Origin of the sequence: Novosphingobium resinovorum, from assembly GCF_036352595.1 — a bacterium.
Lineage (GTDB): Bacteria > Pseudomonadota > Alphaproteobacteria > Sphingomonadales > Sphingomonadaceae > Novosphingobium > Novosphingobium resinovorum_B.
Genome location: NZ_JAZFAX010000064.1, coordinates 1 through 13,617, shown reverse-complemented (window position 1 = coordinate 13,617; position 13,617 = coordinate 1). Strand labels below are relative to the sequence as shown.

Annotated in this window: 14 protein-coding genes; 4 read left to right on the top strand and 10 right to left on the bottom strand. The window is 62.3% G+C overall.

From position 1 onward, the window contains the following. On the top strand, positions 1-295 hold a 295-nt coding region (locus V2S85_RS25910), incomplete at its 5' end, for a hypothetical protein (protein ID WP_330705674.1). A 2-nt stretch (positions 296-297) separates the two neighbouring features. Continuing rightward, positions 298-750 (top strand): PA2169 family four-helix-bundle protein, encoded by a 453-nt coding sequence (locus V2S85_RS25905; protein WP_330705673.1) that lies wholly within the window; start codon positions 298-300, stop codon positions 748-750. A 55-nt stretch (positions 751-805) separates the two neighbouring features. On the opposite strand, the gene V2S85_RS25900 is transcribed toward V2S85_RS25905, so the two are convergent. From V2S85_RS25900 to V2S85_RS25865, 8 genes are all read right to left on the bottom strand, one after another. Next, positions 806-1,645: a glycosyltransferase family 2 protein gene (locus V2S85_RS25900; RefSeq protein WP_330705672.1), complete on the bottom strand. Its 840-nt coding sequence runs from the start codon at positions 1,643-1,645 to the stop codon at positions 806-808. After that, the gene (locus V2S85_RS25895; protein WP_330705671.1) at positions 1,642-2,229 is read right to left on the bottom strand and encodes an SAM-dependent methyltransferase; all 588 of its coding nucleotides are present in this window, start codon (positions 2,227-2,229) and stop codon (positions 1,642-1,644) included. The genes V2S85_RS25900 and V2S85_RS25895 overlap by 4 nt, the downstream gene beginning before the upstream one ends. Then, the gene (locus tag V2S85_RS25890; RefSeq protein WP_330705670.1) at positions 2,226-2,888 is read right to left on the bottom strand and encodes a PIG-L family deacetylase; all 663 of its coding nucleotides are present in this window, start codon (positions 2,886-2,888) and stop codon (positions 2,226-2,228) included. The genes V2S85_RS25895 and V2S85_RS25890 overlap by 4 nt, the downstream gene beginning before the upstream one ends. Then, positions 2,888-4,018 (bottom strand): acyl-CoA dehydrogenase family protein, encoded by a 1,131-nt coding sequence (locus tag V2S85_RS25885; RefSeq protein ID WP_330705669.1) that lies wholly within the window; start codon positions 4,016-4,018, stop codon positions 2,888-2,890. The genes V2S85_RS25890 and V2S85_RS25885 overlap by 1 nt, the downstream gene beginning before the upstream one ends. Further along, the gene (locus V2S85_RS25880; RefSeq protein WP_330705668.1) at positions 4,015-5,055 is read right to left on the bottom strand and encodes a glycosyltransferase; all 1,041 of its coding nucleotides are present in this window, start codon (positions 5,053-5,055) and stop codon (positions 4,015-4,017) included. The genes V2S85_RS25885 and V2S85_RS25880 overlap by 4 nt, the downstream gene beginning before the upstream one ends. After that, a complete protein-coding gene (locus tag V2S85_RS25875) occupies positions 5,052-5,999 on the bottom strand; it encodes a glycosyltransferase family A protein (RefSeq protein WP_330705667.1) in 948 nt (315 codons plus the stop codon). The genes V2S85_RS25880 and V2S85_RS25875 overlap by 4 nt, the downstream gene beginning before the upstream one ends. Further along, a complete protein-coding gene (locus V2S85_RS25870) occupies positions 5,992-7,128 on the bottom strand; it encodes a glycosyltransferase (RefSeq protein ID WP_330705675.1) in 1,137 nt (378 codons plus the stop codon). The genes V2S85_RS25875 and V2S85_RS25870 overlap by 8 nt, the downstream gene beginning before the upstream one ends. A 73-nt stretch (positions 7,129-7,201) precedes the next feature. Beyond that, positions 7,202-9,424 carry a catalase gene (locus tag V2S85_RS25865; protein WP_330705666.1) on the bottom strand — a complete coding sequence of 741 codons (2,223 nt, stop codon included), beginning with the start codon at positions 9,422-9,424 and terminating at the stop codon, positions 7,202-7,204. 242 nt (positions 9,425-9,666) lie between these two features. On the opposite strand from V2S85_RS25865, the gene V2S85_RS25860 reads away from it, so the two are divergent. Beyond that, complete coding sequence (locus tag V2S85_RS25860; protein WP_330705665.1) at positions 9,667-10,416, top strand: Crp/Fnr family transcriptional regulator; 750 nt, start codon at positions 9,667-9,669, stop codon at positions 10,414-10,416. Positions 10,417-10,711: 295 nt separating this feature from the next. Here V2S85_RS25860 and V2S85_RS25855 read toward each other — a convergent pair whose 3' ends face one another. Together V2S85_RS25855 and V2S85_RS25850 are read right to left on the bottom strand one after the other, a co-directional pair. Further along, entirely contained in the window at positions 10,712-11,533 is an 822-nt protein-coding gene (locus V2S85_RS25855; RefSeq protein WP_330705664.1) for a transglutaminase family protein, read from the bottom strand. A gap of 5 nt (positions 11,534-11,538) precedes the next feature. Continuing rightward, positions 11,539-12,477 (bottom strand): transglutaminase family protein, encoded by a 939-nt coding sequence (locus V2S85_RS25850; protein WP_330705663.1) that lies wholly within the window; start codon positions 12,475-12,477, stop codon positions 11,539-11,541. A 14-nt stretch (positions 12,478-12,491) separates the two neighbouring features. Between V2S85_RS25850 and V2S85_RS25845 the strand changes: the two genes are divergently transcribed. After that, entirely contained in the window at positions 12,492-13,277 is a 786-nt protein-coding gene (locus V2S85_RS25845; RefSeq protein ID WP_330705662.1) for an N-formylglutamate amidohydrolase, read from the top strand. The last annotated feature ends 340 nt before the right edge of the window (positions 13,278-13,617 follow it).

Sequence of the window (13,617 nt, the reverse complement as noted above, 5' to 3'; positions counted from 1 at the left end):
AGCATGCCCGCCATCCGACAGGCCATCATTGACCGAATATCAAGACCTCCGCCAGACCAATGCCCTCATTGCGGTGGGAGCCTATCAGTCACGCATTTCAAACTTCTGCCAAAGTAGTGCTAGCTCGTCATTGCTGCAACGCTGCCCCGCTTATCCGGTGTGGATTGGCGGCACGCACAGTTCTAAAATCGTATTGATCAAAGTTAATTTCGGCGGTTCCGTCGCTTCGCTTCTCTTCTCCCGGAGTTATCCCAATGTCCGGACGATAGTCGTTCCGACTTTCCGACAGGAATGACCATGAACGAAACCTCTCACGATATTTCGACGCTCAACACGCTGATCGCGACCACCATCGACAGCGTCGAGGGATACACTGAAGCAGCCAAGGACAGCGACAGCGGGCGGTTTGGTTCTATCTTCACGAGCCGCGCGAGCGAGCGGCGCGAAGTCGCGTCTCGGTTGCAGCAGGAGGTTGTCCGCCTGGGCGGCCGGGCGGAAGACGACGGTACGATGCTGGCAGGTGCGCATCGCATGTTCCTCAACCTCAAGGCCTCGATGACCGGGCACGACGACAAGGCGATCGTCAACGAGGTCGAGGCTGGCGAAGACCACATCAAGGCCAAGTTCGAGGATGCCCTCGGCGACCGTCAACTGTCGCCCGAAGTTCGCCAGTTGATCGAGGCCTGCTATGCTTCGGTCAAGGCGGGGCATGACGAGATGCGCGACATCAAGCACGCGATGCAGCGTTGAATGAAGGTGGGCCGACGAGCAAGTCCCGTCGGCCTACGCCTTTTCGTGGGCGTTTTCAGACAGCCATGCGCGCCTGAGCGATCTCGGCAACAGTCGGATTCCTGAACACGTGGATCGAGCCAGCCGTCACCGCAATCAGTCCCATCCGTTCGAAATCGGCAAGCCAACCGCACATGGGCCACTGCCTCCACCTCGCCCGGAATACCCGCGCATTGCGGATGATATCTTGAAAATGCTGCAGTGGTGGATCGAACGTATCGTGGAATTGATGGAAAGCACCCGGGCCACCCATGAAAACCAGCGGTAGATCCGCCTCGCGTGCGCGGAACCCGAAATCGGTATCCTCCGCTCCGTAACCGGCGAATGCTTCGTCAAACCCTTCAAGGGCCATGAAAGTATCTCGCCGAATCCCGAACACCAGCGACCAGAACAGTCCCGCGTCAGACACGTTACGCAATCCACTCTCGGGGAAGCAGCGCGCGGGATGGTCTGATGATCGCCGCAGCAGATCGGCCTCCTGCCACGGCGATCGGGTATCGCCGGGGCCAAGATAGCGAACATGCCCGCAGATGAGAGCATCGAGCTCCTCAATGGTCTTGGCCATCGCTTCCACAAGCCCCCGCATTGGAATGCAATCAACATCCAGGAACAGCAGGCCATCACCGCTTGCGGCTTGAGCCGCAGCATTGCGTGCGGCTGCCAGCGGCAGCCCGCTCCCTTCACGCCGCAGGACCTGCACTGGTAATGGTAAATCCGCGACCTCGACCGGCGCCGTGCTTCCCATGTCGACGACGATCAGTTCCTTCGGTGCGATGCCGCTTCGCCGCAGCCCCACCACCAGCTCAGCCAGATGCGCCGGCCTATCCTTGACGATCGTCAAGACGCTGAGTGTCATGACCGGCGGCGCCACAGGTCTAGCCGATACAGCGGCATGCGCTCGTCAGTGACCACCACCACTCCATCACCAAGCATGGTCCGCAGCTTTTCTACAGCGTCGTCCCCGCTCTGAGGATAGTCGGTCACCCCGGTCCAATGGACCAGCAAGATGTCGCCTCCGGAGCGAACGTGCGAGCCCAGCCATGCGGACACACGCTTCAAATCTTCATCTGCCCAGTAGTAAGCAACTTCGGACAGGATTACGAGATCGAACGAGCGGGCTGGCAGCAGTCGGGGAACCGCCATATTGGCGAATGAGACGTGCTCGAGCGGCACGCACCGCGCGCGCGCCGCGCGCAAGGCAATGGTGCTGACGTCAACCGCAAGAAGGTCGCGGCAGGAAGGCGCAAGCTGTTGCGTCAGAATGCCTTTGGCACACCCTATCTCGAACGCGTTCATGTAAATTCGCCCTCCGAGAGTCCGGACAGTATGCGCATATTTGGCGCGCTCGTAGTCGCTCGATTCCAGATCCCAGGGATCTTCGGTCTGCTCGAACATCTCCTCGAAATACATCGGGGCAAGGCTCTTCAGTGGACGCATCATCGTGATCTCCGCAGGAACAGAGTGTCACTGGCTGGCATGCGCTGGCGATCTGCCGGCAGACGGAAGCCCGGGCCACAGGATGTCGTAAGCTGGCTGCGATGCGCACGCAGGGCCTTCCGCCGCCTGCCGGCAGACATAGAGGGAGTCTTCAACCGGATATGGCTGCGCTCGGACGGCGGCGCCGACCAGACGCAGTACTCGACCAACCGCAGACGCCCCCTGGCCTTCGCCTGGATCGCATGTGCGAGGCGCGCGGCGGCGGAATGATCACAATGGGGTTCGTGGGCCGCGGTCACTGCAATCGCACCGACATGAAGCCGGCGGCACAAGCTATCCAAGACGGCGACGGAGCGGACAAATTCCGAACTCGCCGGAATTCCTGGATGGGCGTCTTTCCAGTCCAGGTGGATAGGTCGTGGCAAGCGGCGACCCGTCAGCCGGAACAAGGCCAATGCCGCTTCCCGGCGGCGCACGGCTGCCAGTCCTCTGGCATTCTCATGAGAGCCTGAGCCGTCAGTAAGGTACACGAGCGCCGCAAGTCGGCCAAAGCAGGCAGCCTGATGGATGAGCGCACCTGCTCCCAGTGTCTCGTCATCCGGATGAGGGGCGAGAACCAGCCAGCGGACATGTCGCCACGGCCGTTCAGTGAGCGAGCGCATTACCACAAGCGATCCCCGTCGCCCCAGGCATCGTGGTCGAGCCACGCCAGAGCCGCCTGATCGCGCGCGTAATCAGGGCCGGCCTGACGCAGGTAAAGCGCAAGGTCGCGGATGATCTTGTCGATGCGCTCGCCATTCATGGCGCTGCGGGTGCCGACGATGCGGGACGACAGTTCCATCACGTCGAGCGCGGCGCGCTCGACCACGCCGCGCGTCAAGCGGGCGAACGCGGGTCCGTCCGGGTCATCGCGCGCCGCACGCAAGGCGCATTCGCGGACCCAAAGATACGCGGTACGGGTTGCCGCGACGCAATCGGCGAATTTGGCCCGGTTCAAGGGATCCCCACAGGCCGCCTCCGACATTGCCAGGCGTGTCTCCGCGAGAAGCGCCTCGATGCCGCCGAGTTGGACCGCGGTGAAACGCCACGCCCCGGTCGTGAAACGGGGATCGCGATCGTAGTCGCCCGGCATCCCGAGAAGATCGATGTCTTCGACGACAATTCCGGTAAGATCATAAATGCCGCTGTTGGTCGCCCTCATCCCCCGTACCCGCCATTCCGAAACGTCGGCACGGTGGCCATCATTGGCAGGCACGACAACGAGACGGCGTGCACCTTTCGCCGGTTGCACGGTCACGAGTGCGAAGGCCAGCCCACCCGCGCCGCTGGCGAAGCACTTGCCTCCATCCAGAGTGCTCGGCCCATCCGCCGCGACTGAGAGGACCGTCCCCGGCGACGGTTCGGTCGCCCACACGCCGTAGAACGCTCCTCGATCCAGTTCGTACTTAAGCCGGGCATTCTGCTCCGACGACCCGTACCACTCGAAAAGCATGAGGGCGTTCACGTGGCCTTCGTAAAGTCTTCCGACGCTGAGATCGGCGCGGCCGACGATGCGAAGGACGTCCATCAGGACGCGGTATCGGCCTACTTCATCGCAAAACGTCTGTCCGCCACTGCAGACGGGCGCGAAAGCGCGGTGCAGACCGGCGGCGGCAAGGCAGCGCATGCTGTCGATCGGAAAGACCGGCGCGGCATCGTAGCGCGCGCCCAGGTCCGCAAGTCGAGCGGCGATTGCGTCGGCGACCGCTACCGGACCGTCCTGATCGGAGCCGGGGCTGGCGGAAGGCGTCATGCAAGAGGCTCCTGCGCCACCAGACCGTCGGCCAGCTCCGCAAGCCACGAGGCCGCATTCTGCACCCCGCGCGGATCATGCAGCGCATGCCCTCCATCCGATCCCAGCGCCATCGTCCGATCGATGAGCTCAGGCCATTTCTCCGCCTCCGGCCAAGTATCATGAACAACCGCCGCAGCTGCGGCATGAAGCCCCGCCGCCGTGGCGTTCTGCTCGCCGAAGGGCCGGCCTTCGGGAATACACAAAAACGGACGATCGGCAGCCAGCACCATGCCGACAAGCCCATCACCGGCAGCGCCGACGACCATCGAGGCGCGCGCGATCTCATGCACGGGTGCATCCACCCATCCCAGAAACGTGATGTTGCCGGGAGCATTCCGCGCAGCGCTGGCCGGGCCTATAATCCGCCACTCCCATTGCGGGCAGGCTCTCGCCGCAGCGGCCAATACGTCGCCGTCGCCTATTGGCCCACCGAGCCCGAAGACTACCAGTATCCGCTTATCGATACGCTTGTCCGTGGAAGGAGTAGCGGTAATGCCGGGAAAATAGCGTGTCTTCGTGCGAACCCAGTCCGGCGTCGAATCAGGTTCCAGCGCCGGATGGAATGGCGCCAGCAGCGCGGACGCACTGAGAAATGCTTCGAGGTGCGGGGGATCGCCGCGCTCTCCGTTGAGCCGGACATATACCGTTGGCACCGATGCCAGCCGGGCGAGCATCGCGACCTCCACCGATACGTCCACGACCATCAACGCGGGGCGCTCACGCGCTATCCAGCCGGCAATGCCGGCCACACGATCGCGGACGCCGACGTGGTCCAGCGGAGCGTAATGAAGCGCTCCTGGACGGCCGGGTGCATCATCACGGCCGTCGAAGCGCAGCGAAAGGCAGCGATCGTCGGCAAGCTCTACGCCTGCGCTCGCCACGTCCGTCCCCAGCAGCACCACTGGCCGGGCGCATGCGGCGGCAATCACGCTGGCGCGGGTCCGGTGTCCTCCTCCATGATGATGAACATAGTATCCGATCGGGCGCACCGTCACAGGGCCATCTCCAGAACCATGTCATGGGGCATCGCGGGGAGATGCTGTTCGGCCTGCGCCACCAGCGCGTCACCTTCGGGACGTGCTCGAAGCTGGCGGCGCCATACCGCCCTTTCACGCCAGTGGTGAAAGCCGGGCACATGCGGCGCCGCTTCGCGCGCTGCGCATGCGAACAGGGTTTGCATGGCTTGCGCCATACCCTGCTGTGCCCGTCCGTCCCGGCGGGGTGAGACAAAGGTAAAGACGTCCGCAGGGTGCGAAATCCGCCCTTCCTGCGCCAGCGCAGCCGTCACCAGCGCGCAGTCCTCACCGGACGGAAGCGGAGGCACGCCGCCGCACCGGACGTATAGCCCCGCCCTGATCGCCAGCGACGCGCCCGTATGGTCACCGTGACGCGGGGCAGGATCCCAGGGCAGCGGGTCCAGTTCATCCTCGATCGCCCGAACCTCGTGCCAGTAACGGTCCCACGCCCGGCGCAATGCCAGGACGCGAGGCGGAAGCGGCTCGGAAGGTTCGATTTCTATCCGCCCGCCCACCATGTCCACTCCGCGCGACAGGGCATGGGCAATGTTCGTCAGCCATTCGGGTGGAGGGCGGGTGTCCGCATCAGTGCTGATGAGCACACCATTTCGACGGTTTGGAAGCAGCGCGAGACCGTTATCCATCGCCAATCGGCGAGCGGAACCGGCATGGGCGAGATCGGGCGGAAAGATGACGGATGCGGCGTGAAGCACCAGCCGTCCGAGATGACGGGTGCTTGCCTGCTTCACGACGGCGAGGCTGTCGTCGGTCGAATTGTTGATGACGACGATCACCAGGATCGGCTTGGACCAGTTCTGCTCGGCAAGTGCGTCAAGCACTATGGGCAACCTGTCCGCTTCGTTCCGCGCCGGGATGCATACGCACAGGTCCAGGCTCTGCCCGTGAATAACTGCGTCAGACATGAGCAATGGCATTTCCCGGGGTGCCGGCGGCCAATTCCAGAACGCCAGCGGAGGAGAATGAAGGAACATCCGCAGGCAGCAGGGCAATGCGGCGGCGATAGAGTTTTTCATACTCGTCCACCATCCGCCGCGCGTCGCAGATGCGCTCGGCTCTGCGGCGACAATCACTGCGATCAAGCGCTACCGCCGCCAAGCCCGCAGCGGCAAGCGCGGCCACGTCATCCGGCGCCGCCAGCACACCGCATCTCCGGTCGAGGATCTCAGGGATCGCGCCGCGCGCGAAAGCGGCAACGGGCACACCGCAGGCCAAGGCTTCCGCGACCACCAGCCCATAAGGTTCATCCCACATCGGCGTACACAGGAAGGCCCGTGCGCCGCCGACCAGCTGGGCCAGTTCGACATGGGCCAGGTGGCCGACGTGAATGGCATCGGGACCAAGCTTTGGCGCGATGCATGTCCGGAAATAGTCCGGATCGAGTATAGGCCCGGCAATGCGCAAGGGCAGGCCGATCAGCCGAGCCGCGTCGATGGCGAAATGCAGGCCCTTTTCAGGCACGATGCGCCCGTACCAGACGAGATAACCCGCATCGTCCGCCTTGGGACGGAAGGCGAAGTTCTCCAGATCGATGCCGTTCAGGATTACCTCGTCAACGTTGGTCACGTGGCTCCACAGCGCCGCGACGGACCGGGAAACGGCGGCGAAGGCGTGGTTACGCGCCGAGCACAGCCGCACGCCGCTTTCCATCCAGCAGAATGGTGGAGTATGTAGCGTCGTCACCACCGGCATCGGCAAGGAATCCGCAAGCGTTACCGGCAGGTAATGCAGCGAATTGTTATGGATGACGTCGAAGTCCCGATGCCGCAGCGCATTCATCAGGCTGAGGTAGGCGTGGTGTTCCTTGAAGAACGTCACATCGGTCGCTTCGGTTGTGCCCACCGCTGCCAGCGCGGTTTCCGAGCAGATCGCCTCGAGTCCCAGACGTTCTTCCGAATGCGATGACGCGAATACCGTAACCGCATGGCCGCGGTCACGAAGAGCCCTTGCCAGCAGGTGGGTATGCATTTCCAGCCCGCCGGCGAAGGGTTCCGCTATCGGGTGCCGCAGATGAGCGATAATGCCGATGCGCAATCGGGGCTCGAAAGGCTGGCCCCGGGACGGCAGCACGCCGGCCGGGGCGTAGGGTGTGAGCATGCCAGGCAGGTTAGACCGCGGACCGTGCATCCAGATCGACCTCCAATTCGCGGGGCCAGTGGCGCAGGGCATGACAGGCGGTCAGGAATGCCTGCGCATCCTCGGCACTGTCGAGCGGGAGACATGCTTCGTCGAGGTCGTCGATGATTCCGGCCCGTTCGAAGATTTCCTCAGCCTCGTCTGTCAGGGCGATGAACTTGCAATGCGCAAAGGCATCGGTGACGAAGTCCTTCGCGGCTGCATCGAGAGATAGCAGCCTTCCGCCTTCCTCCGACACCACGATCGCAATCGCATCGAACAGGACCGATGGCCCGCCGTCTACCTTGTGCTTTGCCGCCACCGTCGTTCCATCGGACAGCGTGACGCCGGCGATCTTGGGAGCAATCACTTCGTAGACAGCGCCTTCCGTCTCCACTGCCGCCAGCAGCGCCGTGAAGACCGCGGCGTCGGCACCGTCGCTGAGCAGGATACCCAGCTTGCGCCCCTTGAAGCTGTCAGGACCGTTACGGACAATGCTGAGCTTCTCGGAAGGCGCGAGATCGGCGATGGGCGTCCTTGCGGCTTTCGCGGCGTCGGGAAGTGGCAACCCCAGTCCATCGGCCACCGTGGCGGCTAGCCCCTCGTCAATGTTCAGAAGGTGCGAGACGACCCGCGAACGGATGTCCGCTCTTTCCACCTTCGACAGCTCGAAGACCAGAGCATCGCCGATATGCTTCTGTTCGATGGGTTCCTGGCTGGCGAAGAACTGGCGAGCCTGGCTGTAGTGATCCGCGAAGGTCTCGGAGCGAACGCGCTGCTTGGCCCCGTCGGCCTCCTCGGCGAAGCTGGTGAAGCCGCGTACCGGGTCTTCGCGCGGGCCACCCTCGGTCGGTCCCCAACTGTTCGGCTCGTAGTTCGCGCGCCCTTTTGGGTTGCGCATCGCCATGTGGCCGTCCTGCTGGAAATGCGCCATCGGGCACTTGGGTGCATTGATCGGGATATGGGTGAAGTTCGGCCCGCCGAGACGCTTCAGCTGCGTGTCGAGGTACGAGAAGTTGCGTCCCTGCAGCAGCGGATCGTTGGAGAAGTCGATGCCGGGCGGCACGTTTTGCGTACAGAAGGCGACCTGCTCCGTTTCCGCGAAAAAGTTGTCGACAACGCGGTCGAGCACCAGGCGCCCCACCACCCGGACCGGCACGAGCTCCTCAGGGATGAGCTTGGTCGCATCTAGCACGTCGAAGTCAAAGCTGTCGGCAAAGGCATCGTCGAACAGCTGGACGCCCATTTCCCATTCGGGGAAATCGCCCGAATTGATCGCATCCCACAAGTCGCGGCGATGGAAGTCAGGGTCGGCCCCGTTGATCTTAACCGCCTCGTTCCAGACCACCGACTGCAGCCCCTGCTTCGGTTTCCAGTGGAACTTGACGAACGTGGACTTGCCGTTCGCATCGACCAGTCGGAAAGTATGGACGCCGAAACCTTCCATCGTGCGCAGCGAGCGCGGAATGGCGCGGTCGGACATCGTCCACATGATCATGTGGAAGCTCTCCGGCGTCAGACTGACGAAATCCCAGAAATTGTCATGCGCGGTCTGTGCCTGCGGGAAATCGCGGTCCGGCTCGGGCTTGGCGGCATGGATCAGGTCGGGGAACTTGATAGCATCCTGGATGAAGAACACCGGGATGTTGTTACCAACGATGTCCCAGTTGCCTTCCTGGGTGTAGAGCTTGACCGCAAAGCCGCGCACGTCGCGGGCGAGATCGGCCGATCCCTTCGATCCTGCCACGGTCGAGAACCGCACGAAGGCAGGCGTGCGCTCACCCACCCGCTGGAAGATGTCGGCGCGGCTGACGTCGGAAAGGCTGTCGGTCAGTTCGAAGAACCCGTGCGCACCGTACCCGCGGGCATGCACCACGCGTTCGGGTATGCGCTCGTGATCGAAGTGGAACATCTTTTCGCGGAAATGGAAATCTTCCAGCAGCGCCGGGCCGCGCTCGCCCTGCTTCAGGCTGTTCTGGCCGTCGGCGACCGGAATGCCCTGCTGCGTCGTAAGCGTCGCGACGTCTCCGCCGGCCGACTGGTGGGTCTCGCCGCTATCCGCCTGCGTATCGGCATAGGAGAAGGATATATCCGCGTCGGCGGGGATAGGCGACGTCTTGTGAGAAGACTCGCCGCCAACGTCCGCGCCAGCAATGTCATGCGGGGTATGCTTGTCGGAGGATCGTGCAGGGCGCGTGGTTGGCGTTTTGGCCATGGGAGTTCCTTCAGGTGAAAAGTCATGCGGCGCCGCCGGGCCAGCCTGAAGGCGGCACGCTAAGGCGACATCGAAGAAAGCTAGTGTGATCGTAACGGAAGCGGCGGCCCTTCAGTTGCGCTGGGGCCACGGATATTAACCTGTGTCAGCACGTTTCGGCCGACGATTGGTGCAACGCGCTGTCGCGCGATGGGTTATGCCGGGATCGAAGCACCTTCCGGCGCCACTTGAAGGACCCTCCCGTGTTCACCGACCGCTTCCTGCGATACAAACGGGGCGTCAGCCTGTTTCCCGACGAGCGCGTAAGGCTGGAAGCCTCGATCACGGAAGTTCAGACGATCGAGCCGCGCAAGATCGTGGTCCGGGCAGGCCACGAGTTGGATCACAGCACCCTTCTGATCGAAGGTATTCTATCGCGCTATATCGATGATCGACAGGGATTGAGGCAATTGGTCGCCATCCACGTGCCGGGCGACTTCGTCGACCTGCATGCCTATCCGCTCAAGGTTCTCGATCACGACGTGGCCACGATGACAGCCGCCACCATTGCGATCGTGCCGCATTCGGAACTGGATGCGGTTATCGCCGAGCGCCCGCAACTCGGCCGCAAGTTATGGTTCTCAACTCTGATCGACGCTGCGATCCACCGGGCCTGGCTGTTCCGCCTCGGCAGGCTCGACGCGATGGGGCGAGTGGCACACTTCCTGTGCGAAACGAACGCTCGTCTGCTATCGGCCGGGCTCAGTGATGGACATCGGTTCGCACTGGGCCTGACCCAGACCGATCTTGCCGAGATTTGCGGGCTCACCAATATTCACGTCAACCGGGTTCTGCGCCAGATGCGCGAGGACGGTCTGTGTGTCTTTCGCTCTTCACTTGTCGAGATACCCGATCCCGAGCGGCTGGCCGCGCGAGGGCAGTTCGATCCGGCCTATCTGTACATCGACGATACGCAGGCACTTCCCTCTGCAATTACGAAAGCTGTGTCATGACCGCACCATCATTTCCCAACCCGCCGCAACCGCATTCCGATGCCGGAATAGCCAGTGCAGAGGACGGCCTTGTGATGCTGGACGGACCCGACGGGATAGCAGTCACGATGACCGCAAAGGCAGCCGCTCAAACTGGCAGGAACTTGATAGATGCATCGCTTGCCGCTGATCGACAACTCGCTGAACGAGACGGTTCCGGCGGCGTATGACTCAAAATTGCGTGTGACCGCTCTCCTCGCCGTCCGCGCGTCCTTGAATTGCGGTGCGCCAGGCAAGCGGTCATAGTTGATTGACGTCAGGCTCGCTCAGTGGATTCGACCTCCGCAGCATAAACGTCGAACCGTTTCAGTTCCGCCTGCCCGAATGCGGTAGTCAGGGCAACGTCGGTAGCGTCCCGCCCACGCGCCATCAGGACGCGGCCTATGCGCGGCTTGTTGTGGCGCGCATCGTGCGTGTACCAGCTGCCGTCGATGTAGACATCGAACCAGGCGCTGAAGTCCATCGGCGCGTCGACCGGCGGCACCCCGATGTCGCCCAGGTAACCCGTACAGTATCGCGCCGGAATGTTCATGCACCGGCACAAGGTAATCGCAAAATGAGCGAAATCGCGGCACACGCCCTGCCGTTCCTGGTAGCCGTTCCAGGCGGTCTTGTCCGGCCGGGCGTGGTGGTAGCCGAACTCGATGTGGTCATGAACGAAATCGACGATGGCATCCACACGGTCGCGGGCGGAGAGATGGTGCCCGAAATTGCTCCAGGCCACGTCCATCAGCCGGTCGGTCTCGCAGTAACGGCTGGCAAGGAGAAACGGCATGACAAAGTCGGGCAGATCTTCCACTGCCATTTGCGGCGCATTGCCGGGGCGCATGTCAGGCTCGCCATTGTCCTCGATGATGAAGTCGCATGACAGGGTTACGCCCCCCGGGGGTACGGTCAGACGGGTCGCGATGTTCCCGAAACCATCCTCGAAATGATAGAGCGGGATATCGGGTTCGGCCAGCAGGCGCTGCGGTGAACGCAGGTCCTGATGGCGAGAGGGATGCAGGCTCAGCATCGCCATCATCGCAGTTTTCGTCTCGGTCTCGAAGCGTATGTCATATCCGCAGCGGATCAGCATGAAGGTTACTTTCCTGAGGCGCCGGCAAGGCGGCTGTTGACGGCGCCATGGCCGCTAGAGGGGAACTGATCGGGGTCAGCACGACGCACGTCGACGGTGACGTCCATGCCCAGAAAGCTCGCCGGAAGTCCGAACCACGTGCCGGACAATGGCAGAACCTGGTAGGGATCGCGGGCCACGGCAACGCGGATCAGGCCGCGATTGCCGATGATGCCGTTGGTGGGATCGAACTCCACCCATCCCGAGCCGGGGAGGAATATCCGCACCCAGGCATGGGTATTGCCGCCACCGACCACGCCCTCCGTGCGCGAGGGATTGTACACGTACCCCGAAACGAAGCGGGCCGCGAAACCAAGCGCGCGCACCGCCTCGATCATCAGCACCGCGAAGTCGCGGCAAGTACCCATGCGTTTCTTGAGGGTATCGATCGGAGATTGAGTCCCCTTCTCGTGGCGCGGCACGTAAGTGAAGTCGCGCTTGATGCTGGTCGCCATCTCGGTCAACAGGCCGATGGTCGTGGTATTGCCGTCATTGCTGACGAAGGCTCGCACCCAATTGTCGACAATGCGCTCGGGGTCGAGGTGCTGCCGCTCGATGGAGCGGAGCAGATCGGGCATGTCCTCGGCCGAGTAGGTGAAGGGAAACAGCCTGGCATAAGCCTCCACATCAACATGCTTCTGCGAGATCGGGGCGTGTTCCAGCGTCGCTTCACTTATAACAGTGAGCATGGCAGCCCTCCGCTCGAACGATGCGATCGCAACCGAATTGCCGAACACATCGTGTACCCAGCGCAGTTCTGCCGGATCCGGGTCGATCGTGAGACGGGCGGAGAGCAAACGCTGGTCAAAAGCCTCGCGCGGCCGCATCATGATACGATGTTCACCGAGCGAAGCCGGCTGCTGGTAGCGATACGTGGTCACATGACGGATCGTCAGCAGCGGCATGGAAAAAGTTCCTGATGGCCGGACGCCCGGCGGACAGCTTGCTGGGGCCGGACGATCCCGTGCCGTTCGAAGTGTTCAACGCCGCAGGCAACTCGCCGTTCCTGCTGATCGGCGATCATGCAGGCGCGGCAGTACCCCGCACACTGGGAAATCTCGGGGTGGCGCCCGGTGAGATGGATCGTCACATCGCAATCGATATCGGCGTGCGGGAGATGGGAAAGGCCCTTGCCCGTCTGCTCGACGCGCCTTTCGTGCATCAGGTCTATTCACGGCTCGTCATCGACTGCAACCGCGCACCCGCTCGCGATGACGCAGTTCCCATCGTTTCAGACGGTAGCCGCATTGCGTGCAATGAAAACCTGACAGATGCGGCACGAACCGCGCGGATTGAGGCGATACATACCCCCTACCACAGCGCTACCGCGGCACTCATCGATGCCCGAGCAGCGGCGGACCGACCGACCATCCTGCTGTCGCTACACAGTTTTACGCCGAGAATCGACGGGACCGACCGACACTGGGACGTAGGAATACTACACTGGCTCGGAAACACCGCGTTCGCCCACGCACTGCGCGACGCGCTCACCGAGAATGACGACATCATCGTTGGAGATAATGTTCCTTATTGCATGGACGAGACCGATTATACGGTGCCATTTCATGCATTTGGACGCGGCATCGGATATGCTGAGATCGAAGTTCGCCAGGATCTCATTGGCGATCCTGATGGTCGGCATTCCTGGGCGGTCCGTTTAAGCCAGGCGGCCCGTCGAGCCTCAACGCAATTGAACGGATTCTGACACGAGCATGATAACCAACCAGGCCACCTGAGTGGCTGGAGCGAAGCAATTCAACGACTGGGCGCATGCGATACCTGCGATGTTATCTATGCGCAAATCCCCATTGATCGCATTGTCGGCATGACGCATCATATAAATACAATGATTTTTCCAGAAAATTCAATGAAAATAGGATAAAATCGGCGGCCTCATGCCTCAGTCGATGATTCATACTGACCTGCCCCCCGTCAGTCCCTCGATCATAACGAGAGTCCAGCGGTTGAATACGATGGCCCGGACGCCTGCACAAGCGCGTCGGGCATGATGGTCTCGTCCTGCACGAAGGCTCGACGCGCTTGTG